We start from the raw sequence: 24,775 nt of genomic DNA on the forward strand, positions 1-24,775 counted from the left end.
TTTGGGGAAAGCCCCGCATCATGATCTGTAGAAATACGGGTCACGGTGCGGGGCTTTTTCGCGTTCGGAAAGGGTTACCCCGGCCGGACCCGCCCCTCCGAAGGGCGAGCCGGGCCGACCTCCATGGGCAGCCGGGCCGGGCCTAGGCCGGCTGGAGCAGGTCCCAGCGATTCCCGTACAGGTCCTCGAACACCGCCACCGACCCGTACACCTCGTGACGCGGTTCCTCCAGGCAGTGGACGCCGGCCGCCAGCATGCGCGCATGGTCGCCCGCGAAGTCCTCCGTGTGCAGGAAGAAACCGACCCGGCCGCCCGTCTGCGCGCCCACGCTCGCCAGTTGGGCGTCGTCCTTCGCCCGGGCCAGCAGCAGCGAGGCCGCCCCGCCCGTGGTGCCCGGCGGGCGGACCACAACCCAGCGCGAACCGTCCCCGCGGTCCGTGTCCTCGGCCAGTTCGAAACCGAGCGCCCGGGTGTAGAAGTCGATGGCCTCGTCGTAGTCGCGCACGACGAGAGTGATCAGTGCGATGTGCGGCATGAGCCACAGGTTATACGCGCGCGGGTGACCAGGGTTATACGTACTACGTATGCGTGGGGCCACTGGTGGAAGAATGCGGATATGGATCTCGACCTCGACCGGCTCGCCGGGCGCGCCCGCAGCCTCGTCGTGCCCGGCCGCCGGCGCATCCTCGGTATCGCGGGGCCGCCCGGCGCCGGGAAGTCCACGCTGGCGGGGGAGTTGGTGGCACGGCTCGACGGGGAGGCCGTCCTCGTGCCGATGGACGGGTTCCACCTCGCCAACAGCGAGCTGCGACGGCTGGGACGTACCGAGCGCAAGGGCGCGCCCGACACCTTCGACGCCGCCGGGTATGCCGCGCTCCTCGCGCGGCTGCGCTCGCCCGAGCCCGGCACGGTCGTCTACGCGCCCGACTTCGACCGCTCCCTGGAGGAGGCACTGGCCGGGAGCATCCCCGTGTCGGCGGAGGTGCCGCTCGTCGTGACCGAGGGCAACTACCTGCTGCACGACGACGGGCCGTGGGCTCAGGTCAGGGATCTCGTCGACGAGATCTGGTACCTCCACCTCGCCGACGGGGAGCGGGTGCGCAGACTCGTCGAGCGCCACGTGCGGCACGGGAGGCCCCGGCCGTACGCGGAGCGCTGGGTCGACGAGTCCGACGAGGTCAACGCCGCTCTGGTGGCCACCGGACGCGCGCGGGCGGACCTTGTCATCACCGCCGCGCTCACTGGGTAGGCTCGCAGCTCTGGCGACCGTGCGAGGGGAAGGCAGCAGACGTGGGGATATTCCGACGAGGCCCCAGGCGGGATGCGAGCGACGTCCCGAGGGACCCCGAGTTCGGCTTCTTCTCGAACGACGAGGGCGCCCGCTTTCGTGCTGTGGTCAGGGAGGCCTTTGCCGAGCTGGGCCTGGAGGTCACCGTCTACGCGGACTCGGTGAAGGACAGCGGCGGCCGGCGGTTCGGGCTCGGCAACCTCGCGGCGGTCTGCCACAACGAGCCGCGCGGTCCGCGTGTCTGGCCCGAGCTGATCCGCAGACACGTCGGGATGGTGCTGCGCACCATGGACGCGCCCTCCGCGCTCGACACGATGGCGCCCGAGCAGATCCGGGCCCAGCTCTACCCGCGGGTGATCAGCGGCGACGGGCTCGATCCGCAGAGCTTCGGCTATGCGCGCAGTGTCGCGCCCGGCCTCTACGAGATCCTCGCGCTGGACCTCCCGGAGAGCGTCATGATGCTCACCGACGAGGCGCTCGAACCTCTCGGCAAGGTTCCGGATCTGCGGGAACAGGCCCTGCGCAACCTTCGGGAACTGCCCGTCGAGGGACATGAGACGGTCAAGGGCGACGACGGGACGCGCTTCGACATCGTCGTCGGCGACTCCTTCTACACGGCCAGCCGGGTGCTCGCGCTGGAGGCCGTCGTTCGCCAGGTGACCGGCCGCGAGCTGCCGCCCGAAGGGGCTCTGGTGGCGATGCCCTTCCGGCACCAGCTCGCCTTCCACGTCATCCGGGACTCGGGGATGGTCCTCGCGCTCAACGCCATGGCGTCGTTCGCCGCCTCCGGCTACGAGGACACGCCCGGGTCGATCAGTCCGTACGTCTACTGGTGGCGCGGCGGCACCCTCACCCAGCTCAGCGACCGGGACGGCGAGGGGCTGCGGATCGTCGTCGGTGAGGACTTCGGCGAGCTGCTGGAGAAGCTGGTCGACGACGAGACGGACGGACTGTGACGGCCTGGTCCCGCGCGGTGGCTGCGGTCCGAAGGTCGCCGCGCCCATCCACTCGCGTGCCAACGGGCGTACGGGCAGGATGAGGCCATGCCGACGACGCCTGCCCCCGCGCCCTTCACCGCCGACGACTACCGGGCCCGGATGGCCCGCGCCGCCGAGTCCGCCGCCGACGCCGGACTGGCCGGCGTGCTCGTCGCGCCGGGTCCCGACCTCGTGTACCTCACCGGATACCAGCCGACCGCGATCACCGAGCGGCTCACCGTCCTGGTGCTGGCCGCCGGGCAGGAGCCGGTCCTGGTCGTGCCGACCCTGGAGGCACCCGACGCCGAGCACGCGCCCGGCTCCGCCGCCCTGACCCTGCGGGACTGGACCGACGGCAAGGACCCGTACACCGTGACGGCCCCGCTCCTCGATGTCGACGGCCGCTTCGGGGTGAGCGACAACGCCTGGGCGATGCATCTGCTCGGGCTGCAGAAGGAGCTGCCCGGCACCTCGTACGTGTCGCTGACCGAGGCCCTGCCGATGCTGCGGGCCGTCAAGGACGAGCACGAGCTGGCGCGCCTGGCTGCGGCGGGAGCCGCGGCCGACGAGGCGTACGGCGAGATCGTGAAGGTGCGCTTCGAGGGACGCAAGGAGACGGAGGTCGCCGCGGATCTGGCCGGGCTGCTCCTCAAGTACGGCCATTCACAAGTGGACTTCACCGTCGTCGGGTCGGGGCCCAACGGTGCCAATCCGCATCACGAGGCCGGGGACCGCACGATCGAGCGCGGCGACATGGTGGTGCTCGACTTCGGGGGCCTCAAGCACGGTTACGGCTCCGACACCACGCGTACCGTTCATGTCGGCGAGCCCAGCGCCGAGGAGCAGCGCGTCCACGACGTGGTGCGCGAGGCGCAGCAGGCGGGCTTCGACGCGGTGCGGCCCGGTGCCGCCTGCCAGGACGTCGACCGGGCCTCGCGCGCGCTGATCGCGGACGCCGGGTACGGCGAGTACTTCATCCACCGCACCGGTCACGGCATCGGGGTGACCACCCACGAGCCGCCGTACATGATCGAGGGGGAGGAGCGCCCGCTGGTGCCCGGGATGTGCTTCTCGATCGAGCCGGGGATCTATCTGCCCGGCCGGTTCGGCGTCCGCATCGAGGACATCGTCACCGTGACGGATGACGGCGCCCGGCGTTTCAACAACACCGACCGCGCCATGGCGATCGTCGAGTAACCCGCCGTCGCGACAAGGGAGTTGAGGGCGGTGGCGGGGGTCGGCGCCCGCGAGGCCCCCACCCCCTCAGCGCCCGAGGACCGCGCAGGACTCCGGGGGCATCAGGACGAGCCCGTCCGCGCCCGGTGCCTCGACCGGCTCCCAGGCCGCGAGGATGCGGCCGCCGCCCCCGAGCCTGATCCTGACGGGCTCCTTGCCGAGGTTGACCACGACCCGCAGGTCGCCGCGCCGGTAGGTGAGCCAGCGCGCCTCCTCGTCATGGGCGACCTTGACGGCCGCGAGGTCCGGATCCGTCAGGTCGGGCCGTTCGCGGCGCAGCGCGATGAGTTCGCGGTACCAGGCGAGCAGCCGCGCGTGCGGCTCGGCCGCGGGCTCCGCCCAGTCCAGGCAGGACCGCTGCCGGGTGGCCGGGTCCTGCGGGTCGGGGATGTCCTCGGCGGACCAGCCGTGGGAGGTGAACTCCCGCCGCCTGCCCTCCCGTACGGCCCGGGCGAGGTCGGGGTCGGTGTGGTCGGTGAAGAACTGCCAGGGGGTGCGGGCGCCCCACTCCTCGCCCATGAACAGCATCGGTGGGAACGGGCTCGTCAGCGTCAGCGCCGCCGCGCAGGCGAGCAGGCCGGGCGACAGGGTGGCCGAGAGGCGGTCGCCCTGGGCGCGGTTGCCGATCTGGTCGTGCGTCTGGGCGTAGCCGAAGAAGCGGTGGGCGGGGGTGCGGGAGCGGTCGACGGGGCGGCCGTGGGTGCGGCCGCGGAAGCTCGAGTACGTGCCGTCGTGGAAGAACACCCGGGTGAGGGTCTTGGCGAGTGCGGAGAGCGGGGCGCGGGCGAAGTCGGCGTAGTAGCCCTGGGACTCGCCGGTGAGTGCGGTGTGCAGGGCATGGTGGAAGTCGTCGTTCCACTGGGCGTGGAGGCCGAGACCGCCCGCGGCGCGCGGCGCGGTGGTGCGCGGGTCGCAGCTGTCGGACTCGGCGACGAGGAAGAGCGGCCGGCCCAGTTCCGCGGCCAGCACGTCCACGGCCGTCGAGAGCTCTTCGAGGAAGGGGTACGCCCGGGTGTCGGCCAGCGCGTGCACCGCGTCCAGGCGCAGTCCGTCCAGGCGGTAGTCGCGCAGCCACGCCAGAGCGCTCTCCAGGAGGAAGGCGCGGACCTCGTCGGAGCCGGGCGCGTCCAGATTGACGGCCGCGCCCCAGGGCGTGTGGTGGGTGTCCGTGAAGTACGGGCCGAAGGCGGGCAGGTAGTTGCCGGACGGGCCGAGGTGGTTGTGCACGACGTCCAGGACGACACCGAGGCCGTGCGCGTGCGCCGCGTCGACGAACCGCTTCAGGGCGTCGGGCCCGCCGTACGGCTCGTGGACCGCCCAGAGCGAGACGCCCTCGTACCCCCAGCCGTGCCGCCCCGGGAACGGGCACACCGGCATCAGCTCGATGTGCGTGATCCCCAACTCGGCCAGATGGGGCAGCTGTTGGACGGCCGCGTCGAGGGTGCCCTCGGAGGTGAAGGTGCCGATGTGCAGCTCGTAGAGGACGGCCCGTTGCAGCGCGCGGCCCTCCCAGGGCTGCTGCCAGGCGAACGTCTCGTGGACCACGACGGCGCTGAGGCCGTCCGGCCCGTCGGGCTGGTGGCGCGAGCGGGGGTCGGGCAGGACGGGGCCGTCGTCCAGGACGTATCCGTACCGGTCGCCGGCGTGGCCCTCGGCCTCCGTCAGCCACCAGCCGGCGCGCACCGGATGGGGGCGCATGGGATAGGTCGCGCCCTCCAGGAGTAGGGCGGTCCGGTCGGCATGCGGTGCCCACACTTCGAACAGCACTGGCGTGTCCCCCTGTCGTGGCCGGTTGTGACCATGGTGCGACAGACGAGGGGGACACGCCCGCAATTCCCGACTACTTCCAGACCATGTTGATCGCGCGCTCGAAGACGACGTAGCCCGCACGGGCGAACGCCGCGGCCATCGGCACGTTGGGCGGGTCGGTGGCGGCGCGGATGCGCGGCACGTCCTGTTCGGCCAGGACGCGTGTCCCCTCGGCCAGGATGTCGTCGATGTAGCCGTGGCCGCGGTGGGCGGGCAGTACCCCGATGTACGCGATGATCGGGTTGTAGCTGTTGCGGGCGGGGATCACGAAGCCGACGGCCCCGCCGCCCTCACGGAGTTCGGCGATCCGCCACCATGCGCGCGGGGTGCGGTACCTCTCGAACTCCTCCTCGTACATGAGCTCCGCCGACTCGCGCGGGCTCATGGTGAGCAGTTCCGCGCGGGTGTGCTCGTCGAGCGAGCCCTCCACGACGAGGGTCATCAGGGAGATGAGTTCCTCGCGGTCGGTGGCCGGGCGGAACGTGAGCCGGGTGGAGGCCTGCGGGAGCGGGGTTCCCGGCCGCCACTCCAGGCGCAGCCGCTCGACGAGCGGGGTCGCGCCCGAGGCCGCCACGATGTTCAGCCGGGTCTCGACGACCTCCCGGGCGGCGGGGTCCTCGCGCCAGTCGCCGGGCAGGAACCGGCCGTACTCGGGGCGTTCCGTGCCCGCGGGCACCACCGCCGCGGTCGCGGTCTCCAGGAGGCGCAGCCCGATCTCGTGCCGCTCGGCCGGGGGCAGCGAGTCGTCGACGTCGAAGAAGTCGAGGGCCTCCGGCGCCGCGCCCTTGGCGCCGGTCCACCAGGAGAGGCGGGCGAGTACGCGGTCGCCCCGCACGGCCACCCACATCCATTCCGGTATGCGGCGGCCGGTCGTCAGATCGTCCTCGACCTCGTGGTCGAGGACGTAGGAGAGCTGCTGGAAGAGCCCGAGTTCTTCGGGCCTGGCGAGCGGACGGTAGTTCGTGTCCGACGCGTTGTTCGTCAAGAGAGGGTCCCCACGGTGGTGGTACGAGTTGGGGGACCCTAACAGCGCAGGTGGGCGGCCGGGCAAGGGGATTTGGCGACCGGTGCCTCCGCGACGCAGGTCAGCGGTGGGGCACCCGGGGACGGTGGCCCGCCGAGGAGGGAAGCCTTCTGCTGGACACGTCCGGTGCCGGGGAAGGACAATCGCCGGTGTGACGCCCTCCTTCGAGTCCCAGACCTCCTCGGCGCCCGCGCGGCTCTCCGACGCGGAGCGCGACCGGGTGCTGGACGTACTGCGGGAGGGTGCGGCCGAGGGCAAGCTGTCGCACGACACGTTCCTGCGCCGCATGGAGCTGGCCCTGGCCGCCCGCCGCTCCGACGAACTGATCGTGCTCACCGCCGATCTGGAGCAGGGCGGCAACCGCTGGACCAGGGCCGTGTTCGGCGCGGTCAGCCGGGTGTCGGAGTTCTCCGTGTCGCTGCGTCGGGCCTGGCAGAGCGAGCGGCTGCCCAAACTCCTCTTCCCCGCGCCGGGCCCCTACCCGCTGCGGATCGGGCGCGACCCGGCCAACGGGCTGCGCCTGAGCCACGAGACGGTGTCGCGGGTGCACGCCGAACTCCTCTTCCAGGCCGGGACGTGGCAGCTGCGCGACCTCGGCTCCACCAACGGGACCTGTGTCAACGGGCGCCGGGTGACGGGGGTCGTGGCCGTGGCCGACGGCGACCAGGTCAGCTTCGGCCGGATGTCCTTCCGGCTCGCCAACCACTGAGGCGGTTGCGGGCGGACCAACCTCCGTACGTCTGACGGGAGTTGGCCTCGCGCGCTGCTGGTGCATGCTGGTGACGACCACGTGGATGCCGGGTACCGCCGTCTGCGGACGGGCCCGGTCGGCCGGGGTGGCGAAGCCCCGCCCGGCAGCATCCGGGGCCGCGAGACGGCCTCCGTCGATTCCTCCTGGAAGCGGGCCCCGACCGTGCTCTCGCGGGTCGAGCTCGCCGGCGCCGCGGCGGCGTCCACCGAACTGCTGCACCGGTCGGCGCCGTACGGGAGGGGCGGGATCTCACCCGTACGGCCGAACGCGGATCGCGACGGCCCCGCCGAAGTGGTCCGCTGAGAGCAGTCACCGGGCCCGGCGGACGGCACCACCGCGGGGCCGCGACCGCGCCCCTCGGGCGCCGACCGGGAGGCGCGCCATGACGACGGTCGAGCCGGCCGGGACGGCCGCGGCCCCCGGGCCCGGCACCCCGCAGGGCACGCTCTCGCTGCTCGGCGCAGCAGCCCGCCACGACCCGTACGCCTTCTACCGGACCCTGCGCGAGGAACACCCCCTGCTCTGGGACCCCCGGCTTGAGGCCTGGCTGATCAGCCGGTACGCGGATGCCGCTCCCGCGCTCGCCGGCCGCGGGCTCGCCGGGCCGCGCCGGGGGTCCTGCTGCGGGCCGGGGACGGTGCGCTGCGCACAGGAGTACGCCGCGCCGGAGAGCGCCTTCGCGCTATTGCGCGAGGTGTGTGCTCGCACCGCCTATGTGCTGGCCCGCCGGCTCGCCGGGCGCCGGGAGGCCGACCTCGTCGAGGAGTTCTGCCGGTGGCTGCCGACCGGCACCATCGCCGCGGCGACCGGCCTGTCCTACGCGGCCGTGATGGGCCGCGCCGGATCGGCCCCCACCCGCAGCCGCGCGAAGGCCCCCGCGGCCACCGACCTGGGCCGCGGCCGGGGCGGCACCGGCGTCGCCCTGCTCGCCGCGCGCTGCGCCGACCAGGCGGTGCTCACCGGCCGGGCCCTCGCCTCGCTCCTGGCCAACCTCCTGGCGCACCCGGAGCAGTTGGCGCTGATACGGGCGGTGCCGGCGCTGACGGGGCAGGCCTGGGAGGAGTCCCTGCGGCGCAATCCGCCGGTCCATGTGGTGCTGCGCAGGGCCACCCGGGACCTCGCGATATCCGGCGGTACCGTCCCGGCCGGGGCGGCCGTCGCCCTGCTCGTCGGTTCCGCGAACCGCGACCCCGGCCGGTTCGCCGACCCCGACCGCTTCGATCTGCACCGCGCCGCCCCCGGCGCCCTCGCTCTGGGGCCCGCCGACTGCCCGGCCGCGCGGGTCGCCGAGCTCCAGGCGGAGTGCGCGGTCGACGCGCTGCTCACCGCCATGCCGGGCCTGCGCGCGGCGGACGCCTTCGACCCGGCCGAGAGCGGCCTGCTCACCCGGGCCCCGCACCGCCTGCTGGTACGGCCCTCCTGAGCAGGGCCACCGGCCGCTCGGCGAACAGCTCGTCCAGCGGCACTGCGCCGCCGAACTGCCTCTCACCACCGATGACGTCGACCCACCGGCCATCGGGCAGAACCAGCTCCGTCCCGGCCCAGCCGCCCGCCTCGGCGAGGCGCAGCGAGAGCCGGGTCACCGCCGTCACCACCTCGCCCGAGCGGCTGAACGCCACACAGTGCCCGGCGCGGGGGCCGCGTGCGGTCAGCGGCTCATACGTCGCGGATTCGCCGAAGGCGGCGGGGAGTTCACGGCGCAGCCGCAGGGCCGCCAGGGTCACCCGCAGCTTGTCGCCGGGCTCGGCCAGGGCGGCCGCCTCGAACCGGACCGGGCGGCGGTTGTCCGGGTCGACCAGGGCCGCGTACTCGGCCTCCGTGCCCTGGTAGAGGTCAGGCACGCCCGGCATGGTCAGATGCAGCAGCGCCGCGCCGAGGCTGTTGGCCCGTGCGGCGGCCTCGGTCTCCCGCGTGAACTCCCGTACGTGTGTGGCCGGTTCATCGCCCGGCCCCGCGGCGACGAAGTCGCTCACGGCCTTCTCGTAGCCGGGGTCCTGTTCCGTCCAGCAGGTGTGCAGGCCCGCCTCGCGCACCGCCTTGAGCAGCGCCCCTTCGAGCCGCTCCCGCTCCGGCAGCCCGCCGAGCCCGACCGAGGTCTGCCAGGCGACCCAGGCGAGATGCGCATCGGGCGCCGGGGCGCCGGGCCCGTCGCCGAGCCGGTCGAGCAGCTCCGCCCATCGCTGGGGGCACTCGGAGAGCACCGCGATGCGGGCCCGTACCTCCGCGCTGCGCTTGGTGTCGTGGGTGGACAGGACGGTTCCGGTGGCCGGCCAGTCCCGGGCGAGATGGGTGCAGAACGCGTGGAATTCGGTCGGGTCGACCGAGGGCCGCCCAGGGTCTCCGCCCACCTCGTTGACCGACAGCAGCGGCGTGTAGCGGTAGAAGGCGGTGTCCTCGACCGACTTGGCGTGCAGCGCCGACGACGTCTGCGCGAAACGGGTACGGAAGCGGGCCCGGTCGGCGTCCTCGCCCAGCTTGCCGAGCGCCAGGTCCCGCACCACGTCCACCGCCGCCGACTCCTCCGGGACCGGGAAGGCCGCCTTCGCCTCCAGGGCCGCCGATGCCGGAAGCACCAGCTCCGCCCCGAAGCGATAGGGGCGGTAGACGGGGACGCGGACCAGGAGCTCGCGCAGGGCGAGCCGCAGCGCCCACGGGGCGTGGTCGCGCAGCTCGGGGCCACCGCTCGCACAGATCCGGCCGGCCAGACGCACCAGGTATTCGGTCTCGGCCACCAGCTCATGGGTCAGGACGCGGTAGGCGGCGCGGCGCACCGTAGGCTCCCAGCGCCCGCCCCGGTCCCCGCTCACCGCGGTGAACTCCCGGTACTGGGACTGGAGTCGGGCCGTGCCCTCCGGGTCCGTGAACAGGCCGTCGATGTGGCGCAGTGCGTCGTACCCGGTCGTCCCGGCGACGGCCCAGCCGGCCTGCAGCCGCTCGTCGCCGGTGAGGATCTTCTCGACGACCGTCCAGCGGCCGCCCGTCGCCTCGTTCAGCCGGCGCAGATACGCCTCCGGGTCCGCGAGGCCGTCCGGGTGGTCGACCCGCAGCCCGTCCACCACGCCGTCGGCGACCAGCTCCAGGATCTTGGCGTGCGTCGCGGCGAAGACGGCCTCGTCCTCCACCCGGACGCCGATCAGCTCCGCGATGGTGAAGAAGCGCCGGTAGTTGAGCTCGGTCCTGGCCAGGCGCCACCAGCCGAGCCGGTAGAACTGCGCGTCGAGCAGATCCGCCAGCGGCAGGCCCGCCGTGCCCTCCCGCAGGGGGAAGCGCTGCTCGCCATGGCGCAGTACGTCGCCCTCCACCGTCAGACGGTCCAGCTCTGATCCCAGCGGGCCGGCGAGCACCGGCAGCAGGACCCGTCCGTCGCCCCCTTCCCAGTCGATGTCGAACCACGAGGCGTAGGGCGAGGCGGGGCCCGCGCGCAGCACGTCCCACAGTCGGCGGTTGTGGAGCGCGGCGGCCGACATGTGGTTCGGCACGATGTCGAGGATCAGGCCGAGACCGAACTCCCGTGCCCGCGCGGCCAGTTGGCGCAGACCGGACTCGCCGCCCAGCTCCTCGCGGACCTTGGCGTGGTCGGTGACGTCGTATCCGTGGGTGGAGCCGGGCACGGCCTCCAGGACCGGGGACAGATGAACGTGGGAGACACCGAGACCGGCGATGTAGGGCAGTGCCCCCTCGGCGGCGGCGAACGGGAACCCGGGCTGGAGCTGGAGCCGGTAAGTCGCGATGGGCTGGGTCAGCTGGGTCATATGAACGTACGTACCCCGTCGGACGGCTTCTGTGCCTTCGGCCCATGCGTATGCCCCGGTCGGCCGCGTTAGCTTCGCCTGATGGCCGGATCCCTGCAGACCTATCGCAACGTGCTCAACCTGACCGGTCCGCTGCTTCCCGTGATCTCCTTCCTCGGGCGGCTGCCGACGGCCATGTGCCAGCTCGGCAGCGTCCTCCTGGTCGCCGAGACCAGCGGCAGCCTGGCGACGGCCGGGCTCGCCGGCGGCGCGCTCGCCGCCGGGCAGACCGTGGCGGGCCCGCTCCTGGGACGCGCCGCCGACCGGTACGGCCAGCGCACCGTGGTGCTCGCAGCGGCGATCGTCAACGCCGCCGCGGTGACCGGCCTGGTGCTCGCCGCGCTCGCCCGTCTTCCGACCGGCCCGCTCGCCCTGCTCGGTGCCCTCGCGGGGGCGAGCGTGCCGCAGGTTGGCCCGCTCGCCCGGAGCAGGACCGTCGCCCTGGCGCACCGGGCCGGCGCCGACGAGCGGACCGTGGCCGGCGCGCTGTCCTTCGAGGGCACCCTGGACGAGATCTCGTTCGTCCTCGGCCCGGCCCTGGTGGGCCTGGCGGCCGCCCTCGCCCAGCCGGCCGCCGCCCTGCTCGCGGCGGCGGCCCTGCTCGCCGTCTGCGGCACGGCCTTCGCCCTCCATCCGACGGCGCGTCAGATGACCGCGGCCGAGCGCACCGGGACGCCCCGCGGCCGGCTGCCCGGCGCGGTCCACGCGCTGCGCGTCACGATGGTGCTGCAGGGCGCCATGTTCGGCGCGTCCCAGGCCGGCATCACGGCGCTGACGGGCGAGCTCGGCCGGCCCTCGCAGACCGGGCTCGTGTACGCGGCGATGGGGGTGATGAGCGCGGCCGCGGGACTCGCCATGGTCGCCGTCCCCGAGCGGCTCGCCCCGCTGGCCCGCTGGCGGATCGCCACCTCGGCACTCGTCGTGCTCTCGGTGCCGCTGCTGTTCGTCCACACCCTGCTCGGCCTGTACGTCACGGTGACCGTGCTCGGGGTGGCGTACGCGCCCCATCTGATCACCGTGTTCGGACTGACGGAACGGCTGGTTCCGGCAGGGCGGCTCGCCGAGTCCATGGCGTTCCTGACGAGCGGTGTCGTCGGCGGCCAGGCTCTGGCGCTCGCCCTGTCGGGGCGGCTCGCGCAGGACCACGGGGCGGTCGCCGCGTTCGCCGTCATGGTGGTGGCCGGGGCGCTGTGCGCGGTGCTCTCCTGGGCCGTGCGCGGGCTCGGCTCCGGGCGGCCGGACGCGACCACCGTCGAGGCCGTCGCACCCGGCGTCACGGTGGACCCGAGGGCCCCGGTCGACAGCTGACCGGGCTGGGCCCGCGTTCGTGGACCCATTGTGCCGGAGCCCCCTGACAGTCGAACTCCGGCACGGGTCAGGGGGGTTGGGGGCGCCGCGGCCCGCGGCCTAGGCGGGCCGCCGCAGCACGGTCATGCTCCGGCCGATCAGGCCGATGCGCTCGCCCCCCGTCACCTTCGGCCCGCCGCCCTGCGGCACACCGTCGGAACGTGCGGTGTCCACGACCACCTGCCACTGCCGGCCGTGGTTGACCGGGACGACGAACTCGATGTCCTCCGCGCTGGCGTTGAACATCAGCAGGAACGAGTCGTCGCCGATCCGCTCGCCGCGGGTGCCCGGCTCGGAGATGGCGTTGCCGTTGAGGAAGACCGACAGCGCCTTCGCGCTCGCCGACTGCCAGTCCTCCTCGGCCATCTCCACGCCCTCGGGCGTGAACCAGGCGATGTCCGAGAGCTCGTCGTGGGTGCCCTGTACCGGCCGGCCGTGGAAGAAGCGCCTGCGCCGGAAGACCGGATGGTCGCGGCGCAGCCACACCATGGCCCGGGTGAACGCGAGGAGCGAGCCGTCCACGTCCTCGCCCGGCTCCGGCCAGTGCACCCAGGACAGCTCGGTGTCCTGGCAGTACGCGTTGTTGTTGCCCTGCTGGGTGCGGGCGAACTCGTCGCCGTGGCTGATCATCGGCACGCCCTGCGACAGCATCAGGGTGGCGATGAAGTTCCGCATCTGGCGGGCGCGCAGCTCCGTCACCCCGGCGTCGTCGGTGGGGCCCTCCGTACCGCAGTTCCAGGACCGGTTGTGGCTCTCGCCGTCCCGGTTTCCCTCGCCGTTGGCGTCGTTGCGCTTGTTGTTGTAGGAGACGAGGTCGTTGAGGGTGAACCCGTCGTGGCAGGTGTGGAAGTTGATGGAGGCCAGTGGCCGCCGCCCGTCGTCCTGGTAGAGGTCGGACGAGCCGGTGAGGCGCCCCGCGAACTCGGCGAGCGTACGCGGCTCGCCGCGCCACAAGTCCCGCACGGTGTCGCGGTACTTGCCGTTCCACTCCGTCCACAGCGGCGGGAAGTTGCCCACCTGGTAGCCGCCCTCGCCGACGTCCCACGGCTCGGCGATCAGCTTGACCTGGCTGACCACCGGGTCCTGCTGGACCAGGTCGAAGAAGGACGAGAGCCGGTCGACCTCGTGGAACTGACGTGCCAGTGTCGCCGCGAGGTCGAAGCGGAAGCCGTCCACGTGCATCTCGGTCACCCAGTAGCGCAGCGAATCCATGATCAGCTGGAGGACGTGCGGGGACCTCATGAGCAGGCTGTTGCCCGTGCCGGTGGTGTCCTCGTAGTAGCGCGCGTCGTCGGCCAGTCTGTAGTACTGCGCGTTGTCCAGGCCCCGGAAGGAGAGCGTGGGGCCGAGGTGGTTGCCCTCCGCCGTGTGGTTGTAGACGACGTCCAGGATCACCTCGATGCCCGCCTCGTGCAGCGCCCGCACCGCCTGCTTGAACTCCAGGACCTGCTGGCCGCGGTCGCCCCAGGAGGCGTACGCGTTGTGCGGGGCGAAGAAGCCGATGGTGTTGTAGCCCCAGTAGTTGGACATCCCGGCGTCGGCGAGCCGGTGGTCGTTGACGAACTGGTGCACCGGCATCAACTCAAGAGCGGTGACGCCGAGTTGGGTGAGGTGGTCGATGATCGCCGGATGCGCCAGCGCGGCATAGGTGCCGCGCTGCTCCGGCGGGAGCTCCGGGTGGAGCATGGTGAGGCCCTTGACGTGGGCCTCGTAGAAGACGGTGTGGTGGTAGTCGGTGCGGGGCGGCCGGTCGTCGCCCCAGTCGAAGAAGGGGTTCACCACCACCGAGGCCATCGTGTGCGGCGCCGAGTCCAGGTCGTTGCGGCTGTCGGGCCGCCCGAAGTGGTAGCCGTACACCGCCTCGTTCCACTCGACCTGGCCGCTTATGGCCCGCGCGTAGGGGTCGAGGAGCAGCTTCGCCGAGTTGCAGCGATGCCCGTGCTGGGGCTCGTACGGTCCGTGCACCCTAAAGCCGTACCGCTGGCCCGGCAGCACACCGGGCAGATAGGCATGGCGTACGAACGCGTCGGACTCGCGCAGTTCGACGGCCGTCTCCGAGCCGTCGTCGTGGAGCAGGCACAACTCGATCCGACGGGCGGCCTCGGAGAAGACCGCGAAATTGGTCCCGGCGCCGTCGTACGTGGCGCCGAGTGGGTAAGCCTGTCCCGGCCACACCTGCATGGGCAAGACTCTTCCACTTCCACTCGGGTTACTGGAGGGCTGTTCGGCCAGATCCTCCCCGAAAAAACGACCGTCACCCGGGACGTCCGCGTGCGCCAATGGGTGACCCGGGTCCGGCCGACGCGGCGCAAGCGCTATGAATCCGCTCACCCCGTCAGATAGTGCCCATCAGAACAGGCCGTATCCTCGGGCCAGTTGGCAAACTCGACGCGTGATCCGGCTGCAGCGCCTCCTGCTCCCGGAGTACCCTTCCTTGATCGTTGAAGGGCGTGCGGGGGCGGGCCGGGCCCGCAGGGGTGTGCCGGGGGCGGAAGGCGGTGCGTGGGTGAGCTCGGGAGGCCTTGAGCTGCCCCCTGGTGACACGGGTCATGAGGGGGAGTCCGGCGACATCCCGCCCGGAGCGGTATCCCTGGCGCGTCCGATGGAGATCGGGGCGGAGCTGGACTGGGGCGCGGACGCCTGGAGCGAGGTGCGTACGCGCGCGCAGCGGGCCGGGCGCGCCTACATCTGGCTGAACCTGGTGGAGCAGCGGCTGCGCGCCGTGGTGGCCGCCGTGCTCCGGCCGATCTACGAACCGGTCCACGGCGACGACTGGGTGGTCGCCGCGGCGGGACCGGCCGGCCAGGAGTGGGTGCAGCGGGCCGTCGCGGTGCGCGAGGTCTCGCGCCGCAAGGGCTATCTGCTCGACCCCGCCGACGACAACGTGCTCAGCTTCCTCACGCTCCCGCAGCTGCGGGAGCTGATGGTGCAGCACTGGCCCTGCTTCGAGCCGTACGTGGACGACCGGCGCGATGTCGAACTCGCCCTGGACGAGCTGGAGGTGGCCCGCAACGTCGTCTCCCGCAACCGGGCCCTGAACGAGGCCGTGCTCGCCCAGGCCGAGCGGGCCTCGGCGCGGCTCCTGGACGTGCTCGGCGGCGCCGGCGGTGCCCCCGCCGCGCACCGTCTGCCCATCGACGCCGTCGAGGACCTGGTCGGCGACCGGTACGCCGATGTCGTCTCCGTGCACTCCGACCGGGTGCGCCTCCAGCGCCAGCTGCCCGCCGAGGACCTCTTCGGCGGCGCCCGGCGCCTGGACGCGATAGGCATCGGCCTCAATCTGCTCGTGCAGAACTATTCGGGCCGCCGTCTGGTGCGGCTCGCCGAGACCGGCTGCCGCGTCCGGCTGCTCTTCCTCAACCCGGCGAGCAGCGCGGTCAAGCGGCGCGAGCGTGAACTCGGCCTGAAGAAGGGCGAGTTGAGCAGGTCGGTGGAGATGAACATCCTGCACATGCGCCGGGTGCGGACGGCGCTGCGCGACCCGGGGGCGTTCGAGATCCAGGTCTTCGACGAGACCCCGCGCTTCACCGCCTACCTCGTGGACGGCGACGGGGCGGACGGCCTCGCGGTCGTCCAGTCCTATCTGCGCCGTGCCCGGGGGATGGAAGCGCCGGTGCTCGTCCTGCGCGGCGGGGGCCGGCGGGGCGTGGTGCGACCGGGCCAGGACGTGGAGCACGGCCTCTTCGAGACCTATCGCGAGGAATTCGAATCGGTATGGGTTGATTCGCGCCCAGTGTCCTGATTCATGGTGGGAAGTCCCCGGCGGATTCCGGCCGCCCGGCCGATTGTCAGTGGCGCGTGCGAGGGTGGTCGTCAACTGGGGGAAAGCACCACGAAGGAGGGGCAGCACCATGAGCTGGCACCTGGAACCGCTGGTCGGGTTCGACCTGGAGACGACCGGCACCGAGCCGCGCGAGGCCCGCATCGTGACGGCGGCGATCGTCGAAGTGCGGGGCGCCGGTGTGGTCGGGCAGCGCGGCTGGCTCGCGGATCCGGGGATACGGATTCCGGCGCAGGCCTCCGCGGTCCACGGGATCAGCAGTGAACACGCGGCGGCGCAGGGCCGCCCCGCGGCCGAGGTGGCCGACGAGGTCGCCGAGACCCTCGCCGCCCACTGGCGTCTGGGCGTGCCGGTGGTCGCCTACAACGCGGCCTTCGACCTGACGCTGCTCGCCGCCGAGCTGCGCCGCCACCAACTGCCGTCGCTCAGTGAGCGGCTGGGGGGCGCGCCGATAGGCCCGGTCGTCGATCCGTACACGATCGACCGCTCGGTGGACCGCTACCGCAAGGGCAAGCGCACCCTGGAAGCGGTGTGTGCCGAGTACGGAGTGGTCCTGGAGTCGGCGCACGACGCGGGGGCCGACGCGCTGGCGGCGGCCCGGGTGGCGATGGCGATAGCCGAGCGCCACCCCCAGGTGGCGCGGCTCGAACCGGCGGAGCTGCATGCCCGTCAGATCCAGTGGTATGCCGACTGGGCGGCCGACTTCCAGCAGTTCCTGCGCGCGAAGGGCACCACGGACGCGGTGATCGACGGCTCCTGGCCGCTGCGCGAACTGACTCCGGCCCACGGCTGAGCCCGCCCGCCGTGGCGGCGGCCCGGCCCGCCCCCCGCGCTCAGAAGGGGTACCAGCGCACCTCGGCGTCCTCGTCGCGCAGCGAGGCGACCCGGCGGCGGAACTCGTCGCGTGCCTTGGGGTTGGCCGGAGCGTGCTGGGCGACCCAGGCGCAGCTGGCCGTCTCGCGCGCACCGCGCAGAACGGCGCAGCCGTCCCACTCGCGTACGTCCCAGCCGTAGGCGCCGACGAACGCGTCGTACTGCTCGGCGGGCAGCCCGTACCGGTCGCGCGAGAGCGCCATCACGACCAGGTCGTGCTCACGGAAGTCGGCGGAGAAGGTCTCCAGGTCGACCAGGACCGGCCCTTCGGGGCCGATGTACACATTGCGGGGGAGGGCATCGCCGTGGATGGGACCGACGGGAAGATGCGGGGTGAGCGCGGCGGCCGCCTCGGCGAAGCCGTCCCTGCGGGCGCGCAGATACGCGGCGTCCGCCGGGTCGATCGCCTCGCCGGCCAGGTCTAGCCATCGCTCGACCCCGCCCAGCAGTTCGCGGCGCGGCAGCGGGAAGGCGGGCGGCGGCAGGGCGTGGACGCGCCGGAGCAGTACGGCCAGATCGGCGGGCGTGGCCGGACGTTCGGCCGCGGGCAGCCGGTGCCACACGGTCACCGGGTGGCCCTCGACGAGCCGGGGCTTCGGCTCGGCGGCCCGGACCGCGGGCACACCGGCCTCGGCGAGCCAGGTCGCGACGGCGACCTCACGCTCGGCGCGCTCCAGGAGTTCCGGGTGGCGCGTGGCGTCGCGGCCGACCTTGACGACCAGGCCGTGCCCGGTGCCGGTGCCGGTGCCGGTATAGGTGTTCGTGCCGGGCAGGGCGAAGACGGCGTTCTCGCCCAGGGCCAGCAGCTCGGCGGCCACGGTTCCGGCAGGACCGCCGGGACCGTCCAGCGCCGTCGCGGCCAGCAGTTCGCGTGCCCGTGCCTCGTCCATAGATGTCTCCCGGTGATCGTCTGTTCCGGGCAAGTCTTGCATTCGCGCAGGTCGTCTTGACGAACGGACGGACCGTCAGCACGATGACGGAGGCTGTTCGGCCTTACTGGACAAAGGGGTTGAAAAGGTGACATCAGCGACCGCGGGTGCGCGGTCAGCCACCACAGAGCCGACGAACAGACGCACCGGCGGACGGGACAGAAACAGGAGCGGGGGCGGGCACGCCGGTGGCGCCTGGTTCCTCGTGCTCCCGGCCCTCCTGCCCATTCTGGTGCTCAGCGTGGGGCCCCTGCTGTACGGCATCGCGCTGGCCTTCACCGACTCCCAGTCCGGCCGCACCACCGCCACCCGTTGGGTGGGGCTGCTCAACTTCCGTGATCTGGTGCACGACGGGCTGTTCTGGGAGTCGTTCCGGATCGGCCTGCTGTGGGCGGCCGGCGTCACCGTGCCCCAGTTCCTGCTCGCCCTCGGCCTCGCCCTGCTCCTGAACCAGAAGCTCCGGCTGCGCTGGCTGGCCCGGGCGCTCGCGATCATCCCCTGGGCGATGCCCGAGGTCGTCGTCGGCATCATGTGGCGCCTCGTCTACCAGCCGGACGCGGGCATCCTGAACGAGACGCTGCGCACCCTGGGGCTCGGCGGCGGCCACGACTGGCTGACCGGCCTCGCCACCGCGCTGCCCGCCGTGATCCTGGTCGGCGTCTGGGCCGGCATGCCCCAGACGACGGTCGCGCTCCTCGCCGGGCTGCAGAACACCCCGCGCGAGCTGCACGAGGCCGCCGCCATCGACGGCGCCGGCGCCTGGCGCCGGTTCCGCACCGTCACCTGGCCCGCCCTGAAACCGGTGGCCCTCGCGATCACGGCGCTCAATTTCATCTGGAACTTCAATTCCTTCGCCCTGGTCTACGTCCTGACCAACGGCGGCCCGGGCGGCCGCACCCGACTCCCCATGCTCTTCGCCTATGAAGAGGCCTTCCGCTACGGCCAGTTCGGGTATGCGGCCGCCATGGGCTGTGTGATGGTCGCCGTGATCGCCGCCTGTCTCGCCCTCTTCCTGGTGGGCCGCATCAACGAAGGGAGGGACACGTGAGCACGCGTACAAGGGCATGGGGCCGGACGGGGCAGTACCTGGCACTCCTCGGCTATCTCGCCTTCCTCGCCTTCCCCTTCCTCTGGCTGATCTCCACCGCCTTCAAGTCGCCGCGCGAGCTGGGCTCACTCCATCCGACCTGGATTCCGCGCCACCCCACGCTCGACAACTTCCGCCAGGGCTTCGACGAACAGCCCTTGCTGCACGCCGGGTTGAACAGTCTGGTCGCGGCCGTCTCCGCCGCCGTGATCGCGGTGCTGATCGCCACGCCGATGGCCTACGTCATGGCCCGCCACCGGGGCCGGCTCGCGGCCGCCGCCACCGGCTGGGTGGTGATCAGCCAGGCGTTCCCGTTCGTGCTGCTGATCATTCCGCTCTTCCTGGTCCTGAAGGACCTGCACGCGATCAACTCGGTCGGCGGTCTCGTCATGGTGTACGTGGTGTGGTCGCTGCCCTTCGCGCTCTGGATGCTGAACGGATACGTACGCGCCGTGCCCGCCGAGCTGGAGGAGGCGGCAGCCGTCGACGGCGCGGGACGCCTTCGCACCCTCGTCTCGGTCACCGCGCCGCTGCTCGCCCCCGGCATCGTGGCCACCGCGCTCTTCGCCTTCATCACGGCGTGGAACGAGTTCTTCTTCGCGCTCGTACTCCTCAAGACCCCCGAGAAGCAGACGCTGCCCGTCGTCCTCACCCACTTCCTCGGCGCGGAAGGCGTCGCTGACCTCGGGCCGCTCGCCGCGGCCGCCTTCCTCGCCACCCTGCCCTCCCTGGTGATCTTCGCGGTCATCCAGCGGCGGATCACCGGCGGCATGCTGACCGGGGCGGTGAAGAGCTGATGCGGAAGGATGAACAGGGGCCGCACACCGGCCTGTTGAGCGTGGCGGCGGCCCTCGTGCTCCTGCTGTCGCTGCTCACCGGATGCTCCGGCGGGAGCTCGGACGCCCAGGGGGTCGTCCGGCTCCGCTTCCAGTCCCTGGCCTGGCAGAAGGAGTCCGTCGATGCCACGAAGGCCCTGGTCGAGGAGTGGAACGCGACGCACCCCGCCGTCCAGGTCCAGTACGTACAGGGCAGTTGGGACACCGTCCACGACCAGCTGCTCACCGCCTTCGAGGGCGGTGAGGCGCCGGACGTCATCCACGACGCCTCCGACGACCTGGCCGATTTCGCCTACGGCGGCTACCTCGCGGACCTGAGCGGCCTGCTGCCGCCGCGGCTCAAGGCCGACATCCCGGCGCGGAGCTGGCAGACGACCACCTTCGGGAAGGGGGTGTACGGGGTCCCGTTCCTCCAGGAGCCGAGGGTGCTGATCGCCAACGCGAAGATCCTCAAAGCCTCCGGGGTCCGCATCGCGACCCCCGAACGGCCCTGGACCTGGGCCGAGTTCAGGCAGGTGACGAAGAAGCTGAGCGGGAACGGGAAGTACGGGGTGGCCTGGCCGCTCAAGGAGCCCGTCTCGGTCACGCTCAACCTGGGCCTCTCCGCGGGCGGGCGGCTCTTCACGCGTGACGGGGAGGGGAGGGCGAAGGTGGAGTTCACGGCGGGCGACGCGGTCGTCCCCGACACCGTCAACGCCCAGGTGAACACCGACAGGAGCGCCGCCCGTACCACCCTCGGCATGGGCGGCTCGGACACGCTGCCCGGCTTCTTCGGGGGCAAGTACGCGATGGTGCCGCTCGGATTCTCCTACCGCCAGCAGATCGTGCAGCAGGCGCCGCCCGGCTTCGAGTGGACGGTGCTGCCCGCGCCGGCCGGCAGCGCGGGCCTGGATCAGGGCGTCAGTCCGCAGACCCTGTCGGTTGCCCGGGACAGCCCGCACAAGAAGGAGGCGGCCGAGTTCGTCGACTTCCTGCTGGGCCCCGCGAACATGGTGCGCCTGGCCAAGGGCGACTGGATGCTGCCGACGGGAACGGAGGCGCTCAAGGACCCGGCCCTGGGCACCGTCGAGGACGGCTGGGCGACGGGCGCGGCACTCGCTCCGCATCTGCGCTCGGCCCCCGCACAGTCGGTGCGGGGCTACCCGGAGTGGAAGGACAAGGTCGCCACCCCCGCCCTGCAGGAGTACTACAGCGGGGCCATCGACGCGGCCGAGCTGAAGAAGCGCCTGGTCGAGGACGGAAACCGGGTGCTCGCGCGCTATCGGCGCTGACGGCCGGGCGGTGCTGCGCGGCTGGGGGCGCCGAACGGTCGGTCAATGCCACCTGAAATCAGGCTACTTGAGCGATGTGGGAACGGGTCGGCTTCACGCAGAGTGTCCACCGGCCCTCCATAACGTCCCAGTTGTGCGTCCCTGCATGGTTTTCGCATTACGAAACCTTGTTGGCTAAGTCACAGCCGTATGAAGTCCTTGATCTGCGCGCGTCAATCGGCAAGGGTTTCGAACCAGCCCCGGAAAGTTTCCTTCCGGTAGGCGAACCCCCCACACATAGTGACGAGGAGACCCCTCTTCATGGCAACTCACAAGCGCGCGAGCAGGACCAAACTCACCGCCGGCATAGCCGCCGTGGTGGCGACCGCCGGACTGACCACGCTGGGCTCCTCGTTCGCCGGAGCCGCCCCCGCCGAAGGCGCGGTCTACGGACTCGACGCCAAGGACGCGGTCGACGGAAGCTACATCGTCCTGCTGGACAAGTCGGCCACGCCCGACTCCAAGCGCAAGCTCGCCGAGGAATACGGCGGCAAGCTCAAGCGCGACTACTCCTCCTCGCTCAACGGCTTCTCCGCCGACGGGCTCACGCAGACCGAGGCCAAGCGGCTCGCGGCGGACCCGTCCGTCGGCACGGTCGTCCAGAACAAGAAGTTCCACATCAACGCGGAACAGGCGAACCCGCCGTCCTGGGGCCTGGACCGGATCGACCAGAGCGCCACCGCGGGCGACGGCAAGTACAGCTATCCGGACAGCGCGGGCGACGGCGTCACCGCGTACGTCATCGACACCGGAGTCCGCATCTCCCACAAGGACTTCGGCGGCCGGGCCTCCTACGGCTTCAACGCGGTCGACAACAACGACAAGGCCGACGACGGCAACGGCCACGGCACACACGTCGCGGGCACCATCGCGGGCGCCGAGCACGGCGTGGCCAAGAAGGCGAAGATCGTCGCGGTGCGGGTCCTCGACAGCCAGGGTTCCGGCAGCACCGACCAGGTCGTCGCGGGCGTCGACTGGGTCACCAAGAACCACAAGGGCCCCTCCGTCGCCAATCTGAGCCTCGGCGGAACCGCCGACCCGGCGCTCGACGCGGCCGTCCAGAAGGCGATCGCCTCCGGGGTCACCTTCGGTGTCGCGGCCGGCAACGAGTCCGCGGACGCGGGCAGCGGCTCGCCGTCCCGCGTCAAGGAGGCCATCACCGTCGCCTCCTCAACCAAGGACGACCAGCAGTCCGACTTCTCCAACTTCGGCTCCGTGGTGGATCTTTACGCCCCCGGATCGGACATCACCTCCGACTGGAACACCAGCGACACGGCCACCAACACCATCTCCGGCACGTCCATGGCGACCCCGCACGTCGTCGGCGCCGCGGCGGTCTATCTGTCCGGGCACAAGGACGCCACCCCCGCCCAGGTCTCCGACGCCCTCACCAAGGGCGCTACGGCCGACAAGATCTCCAACGCGAGTCCGGGCACCCCGAACAAGCTGCTGAAGGTCGTCGAGTAGACACCGCCCGGCAGCGCTGAACGACGGCCTCCGCGCCCGTCCCCCACGGGGCGCGGAGGCCGTCCTGCCGTGGGCCCTACTGTGGGCGCATGACGACGACGTACGCCGCTCTGCTGCGCGGCATCAATGTGGGCGGCAACAGGAAAGTTCCCATGGCCGAGCTCCGGAGCATCCTGGAAGAGCTGGGCCACGGCCGGGTGAAGACCTATCTCAACAGCGGCAACGCCGTCTTCACCAGCGCCTCCCGCGACCAGGACGCCCTCGCCGCGGAGCTGGCGGCCGCCATCGAGAAGCACTTCGGCTTCGGCGTCGCCGTCATGGTCCGCAGCGGCCGCTACCTGCGGTCCGTTCTGGAGTCCTGCCCCTTCCCGGCCGAGGAGCTGGCCGGCAAGCAGCTGCACGCCACCTTCTTCGCCGGTCCGGCCGTCACCGCGGAGCGGTTCGCCTCCATCGACCCGGCCGCCTACCTACCCGAGGAGTTCCGCCTCGGCGACCAGGTGCTCTATCTGTACGCGCCCGGAGGCCTCGGCACCTCACAACTGGGCGCCGCACTGTCCCGGCCCGGGCTGCTGAAGGGCATCGACGCGACCTCCCGGAACTGGAACACCGTGAAGGCGCTCGTCGAGATGACGCGGGACGAAGGGTCCGCTCAGGCGGGCTGAAGGGCGTCGAGCACCTTCGACTCGTCCTCGGAGAGCGCGACGTGGGCGGCGCGCAGATTCTCGTCCAGGTGGCCGACCGACCCGGTGCCGGGCGTCGGGCACAGGACGGGCGAGCGGTGCAGCAGCCAGGCCAGGGCGATCTGGCTCCTGCTCGCCCGGTGGCGACGGGCGATCTCGTCGAGCGCGGCCGCCGCGTCCCCCGTGAGCGCGCCGTTGGCCAGCGGGAACCAGGGCAGGAAGGCGATACCGCGCTTCTGGCAGAGGTCGAGGACCGCCTGCGACCCCCGGTCCAGCAGGTTGAAGCGGTTCTGTACGGAGGCGATGGGGGCCAGCGGCAGTGCCCGGGTCAGCTGTTCGGGGGTGATGCTGTCGAGGCCGATGTGCCGGATCTTGCCCTCCCGCCTCAACTCGGCGAGCGCGCCCAGTTGTTCGGCCATCGGCACGTCGGGGTCGAGCCGGTGCAGCTGGTACAGGTCGATGGTCTCCACGCGCAGCCGCCGCAGGCTCGCCTCGCACATCGCCCGGAGCCGCTCGGGTCGTCCCTCGATGTGCCAGGCGCTGTCGCTGGTGCGCACGACCCCGCCCTTGGTGGCGATCACCAGATCGGCCGGGTAGGGGTGGAGGGCCTCCGCGACGAGTTCCTCGGCCAGGTCCGGGCCGTAGTTGTCGGCGGTGTCGATCAGCGTGACACCCCGCTCGACCGCGCGGCGCAGCACGGCCAGTGCGTCCGATCGCTCGCCGCGCGGGCCCCAGTAGCCGGGGCCGGTGAGCTGCGCGGTGCCGAAGCCGAGACGCCGCACCGGTCGGTCCCCGCCCAGGAGGAAGGTCTCGGGGTTCATGCGGGGACGGTACCGGACGGGTTCACGCCGTCGGGCGACAGGGGTCGAGGGGTCGGGATTGGCCCATCCTCACCAGGACTCAATGGCCCACGACCGGGGGCCAATGCCGGGCTAGGGTCGGGCCATGACCGATACCGTGAACGCGCCCGCGCAGCCCACCGCCGTCGACTTCTACTTCGACCCCGCCTGCCCCTTCGCCTGGATCACCTCGCGCTGGATGCTGGAGGTGGAGCGGCACCGGGACATCGAGCTGAGATTCCGGCCGATGAGCCTGTATCTGCACAACATCGGCAATGAACTGCCCGACTGGTACCGGGACTTGGTCGACCGGTCCATCGGGCCGGTCCGGGTCGCCGTCGCGGCGGCCCAAGAGCACGGCGCCGGGGTGCTGCGCGGCCTCTACACCGCCCTCGGCACCCGCATCCACCAGGACGGGAACCAGGACTTCGACGTGGTGGTCGCCGAGGCCCTGGCCGAACTCGGGCTCCCCGCCGCGCTGGCCCGTGCCGCCCACGACCCGGCGTACGACGAGGCGGTGCGGCTCAGCCACGACGCCGGCAAGGACCCGGCCGAGGACGGGTACGTCGGCACCCCGACCATGCACCTCGACGGCAAGGTCTACTTCGGTCCGGTGCTCAGCTCGATCCCGCGCGGCGAAGAGGCGGCCCGGCTCTTCGACAGCGTGCGGACGATCGCGGCGTACCCGGACTTCTTCGAGCTGAAGCGGGCCCGGACGGGATCGCTGCGGTTCGACTGAGGTGCGTTCCG

At 72.0% G+C, this 24,775-nt stretch carries 22 protein-coding genes; 15 read left to right on the forward strand and 7 right to left on the reverse strand.

The window, feature by feature from the left end; genetic code table 11:
• Positions 1-142 precede the first annotated feature (142 nt).
• Positions 143-535, reverse strand: coding sequence for a VOC family protein (locus tag IE267_RS36825; RefSeq protein WP_189766244.1), 393 nt, complete (start codon positions 533-535; stop codon positions 143-145).
• Positions 536-616: 81 nt separating this feature from the next.
• Between IE267_RS36825 and IE267_RS36830 the strand changes: the two genes are divergently transcribed.
• From IE267_RS36830 to IE267_RS36840, 3 genes are all read left to right on the forward strand, one after another.
• Positions 617-1,249, forward strand: coding sequence for a nucleoside/nucleotide kinase family protein (locus IE267_RS36830; RefSeq protein WP_189766245.1), 633 nt, complete (start codon positions 617-619; stop codon positions 1,247-1,249).
• Positions 1,250-1,290: 41 nt separating this feature from the next.
• Positions 1,291-2,244, forward strand: a complete 954-nt coding sequence (locus IE267_RS36835; protein WP_161245678.1) for a DUF1444 domain-containing protein — start codon at positions 1,291-1,293, stop codon at positions 2,242-2,244.
• A gap of 87 nt (positions 2,245-2,331) precedes the next feature.
• Positions 2,332-3,462 (forward strand): aminopeptidase P family protein, encoded by a 1,131-nt coding sequence (locus IE267_RS36840; RefSeq protein ID WP_189766246.1) that lies wholly within the window; start codon positions 2,332-2,334, stop codon positions 3,460-3,462.
• A 66-nt stretch (positions 3,463-3,528) separates the two neighbouring features.
• Here IE267_RS36840 and treZ read toward each other — a convergent pair whose 3' ends face one another.
• Positions 3,529-5,268 carry a malto-oligosyltrehalose trehalohydrolase gene (treZ, locus tag IE267_RS36845; RefSeq protein WP_189766247.1) on the reverse strand — a complete coding sequence of 580 codons (1,740 nt, stop codon included), beginning with the start codon at positions 5,266-5,268 and terminating at the stop codon, positions 3,529-3,531.
• Positions 5,269-5,341: 73 nt separating this feature from the next.
• Positions 5,342-6,295 carry a GNAT family N-acetyltransferase gene (locus tag IE267_RS36850; protein ID WP_189766248.1) on the reverse strand — a complete coding sequence of 318 codons (954 nt, stop codon included), beginning with the start codon at positions 6,293-6,295 and terminating at the stop codon, positions 5,342-5,344.
• Between the two features lie 190 nt (positions 6,296-6,485).
• On the opposite strand from IE267_RS36850, the gene IE267_RS36855 reads away from it, so the two are divergent.
• From IE267_RS36855 to IE267_RS36865, 3 genes are all read left to right on the forward strand, one after another.
• Complete coding sequence (locus IE267_RS36855) at positions 6,486-7,043, forward strand: DUF1707 and FHA domain-containing protein (protein WP_189766249.1); 558 nt, start codon at positions 6,486-6,488, stop codon at positions 7,041-7,043.
• A gap of 81 nt (positions 7,044-7,124) precedes the next feature.
• Complete coding sequence (locus IE267_RS36860; protein ID WP_189766250.1) at positions 7,125-7,388, forward strand: hypothetical protein; 264 nt, start codon at positions 7,125-7,127, stop codon at positions 7,386-7,388.
• Between the two features lie 79 nt (positions 7,389-7,467).
• Positions 7,468-8,508, forward strand: a complete 1,041-nt coding sequence (locus IE267_RS36865; RefSeq protein ID WP_189766251.1) for a cytochrome P450 — start codon at positions 7,468-7,470, stop codon at positions 8,506-8,508.
• Here IE267_RS36865 and treY read toward each other — a convergent pair.
• On the reverse strand, positions 8,468-10,837 hold the full coding sequence (gene treY, locus IE267_RS36870) for a malto-oligosyltrehalose synthase (RefSeq protein ID WP_189766252.1): 2,370 nt from the start codon (positions 10,835-10,837) through the stop codon (positions 8,468-8,470). The genes IE267_RS36865 and treY overlap by 41 nt on opposite strands.
• Positions 10,838-10,918: 81 nt before the next feature.
• Here treY and IE267_RS36875 point away from each other — a divergent pair, with 81 nt between their 5' ends.
• Positions 10,919-12,184, forward strand: coding sequence for an MFS transporter (locus IE267_RS36875; protein WP_229861641.1), 1,266 nt, complete (start codon positions 10,919-10,921; stop codon positions 12,182-12,184).
• A 99-nt stretch (positions 12,185-12,283) separates the two neighbouring features.
• Here the strand turns inward: IE267_RS36875 and glgX are convergent, their stop codons facing one another.
• Positions 12,284-14,404, reverse strand: a complete 2,121-nt coding sequence (gene glgX, locus IE267_RS36880) for a glycogen debranching protein GlgX (RefSeq protein WP_167152687.1) — start codon at positions 14,402-14,404, stop codon at positions 12,284-12,286.
• A 325-nt stretch (positions 14,405-14,729) separates the two neighbouring features.
• Here glgX and IE267_RS36885 point away from each other — a divergent pair, with 325 nt between their 5' ends.
• Together IE267_RS36885 and IE267_RS36890 are read left to right on the forward strand one after the other, a co-directional pair.
• On the forward strand, positions 14,730-15,965 hold the full coding sequence (locus tag IE267_RS36885; protein ID WP_167152686.1) for a DUF5919 domain-containing protein: 1,236 nt from the start codon (positions 14,730-14,732) through the stop codon (positions 15,963-15,965).
• Between the two features lie 109 nt (positions 15,966-16,074).
• Positions 16,075-16,797 carry a 3'-5' exonuclease gene (locus IE267_RS36890; RefSeq protein ID WP_189766253.1) on the forward strand — a complete coding sequence of 241 codons (723 nt, stop codon included), beginning with the start codon at positions 16,075-16,077 and terminating at the stop codon, positions 16,795-16,797.
• A gap of 40 nt (positions 16,798-16,837) precedes the next feature.
• Here IE267_RS36890 and IE267_RS36895 read toward each other — a convergent pair whose 3' ends face one another.
• The gene (locus IE267_RS36895) at positions 16,838-17,767 is read right to left on the reverse strand and encodes a phosphotransferase enzyme family protein (RefSeq protein ID WP_189766254.1); all 930 of its coding nucleotides are present in this window, start codon (positions 17,765-17,767) and stop codon (positions 16,838-16,840) included.
• Between the two features lie 127 nt (positions 17,768-17,894).
• Here IE267_RS36895 and IE267_RS36900 point away from each other — a divergent pair, with 127 nt between their 5' ends.
• From IE267_RS36900 to IE267_RS36920, 5 genes are all read left to right on the forward strand, one after another.
• Positions 17,895-18,854, forward strand: coding sequence for a carbohydrate ABC transporter permease (locus IE267_RS36900; protein WP_189766255.1), 960 nt, complete (start codon positions 17,895-17,897; stop codon positions 18,852-18,854).
• Positions 18,851-19,690 carry a carbohydrate ABC transporter permease gene (locus IE267_RS36905; RefSeq protein ID WP_189766256.1) on the forward strand — a complete coding sequence of 280 codons (840 nt, stop codon included), beginning with the start codon at positions 18,851-18,853 and terminating at the stop codon, positions 19,688-19,690. Before IE267_RS36900 ends, IE267_RS36905 begins: the two co-directional genes overlap by 4 nt.
• On the forward strand, positions 19,690-21,000 hold the full coding sequence (locus tag IE267_RS36910) for an ABC transporter substrate-binding protein (protein WP_189766257.1): 1,311 nt from the start codon (positions 19,690-19,692) through the stop codon (positions 20,998-21,000). Before IE267_RS36905 ends, IE267_RS36910 begins: the two co-directional genes overlap by 1 nt.
• Positions 21,001-21,300: 300 nt before the next feature.
• Entirely contained in the window at positions 21,301-22,506 is a 1,206-nt protein-coding gene (locus IE267_RS36915) for a S8 family peptidase (protein ID WP_167152680.1), read from the forward strand.
• A gap of 89 nt (positions 22,507-22,595) precedes the next feature.
• Positions 22,596-23,168, forward strand: a complete 573-nt coding sequence (locus IE267_RS36920) for a DUF1697 domain-containing protein (RefSeq protein WP_189766258.1) — start codon at positions 22,596-22,598, stop codon at positions 23,166-23,168.
• Here the strand turns inward: IE267_RS36920 and IE267_RS36925 are convergent.
• The gene (locus tag IE267_RS36925) at positions 23,156-24,007 is read right to left on the reverse strand and encodes an aldo/keto reductase (protein WP_189766259.1); all 852 of its coding nucleotides are present in this window, start codon (positions 24,005-24,007) and stop codon (positions 23,156-23,158) included. The two genes, IE267_RS36920 and IE267_RS36925, sit on opposite strands and share 13 nt — an antisense overlap.
• 124 nt (positions 24,008-24,131) lie before the next feature.
• On the opposite strand from IE267_RS36925, the gene IE267_RS36930 reads away from it, so the two are divergent.
• Entirely contained in the window at positions 24,132-24,764 is a 633-nt protein-coding gene (locus IE267_RS36930; RefSeq protein ID WP_189766260.1) for a mycothiol-dependent nitroreductase Rv2466c family protein, read from the forward strand.
• Positions 24,765-24,775 lie beyond the last annotated feature (11 nt).

This window comes from Streptomyces xanthochromogenes (assembly GCF_014650455.1).
Classification (GTDB): domain Bacteria; phylum Actinomycetota; class Actinomycetes; order Streptomycetales; family Streptomycetaceae; genus Streptomyces; species Streptomyces xanthochromogenes.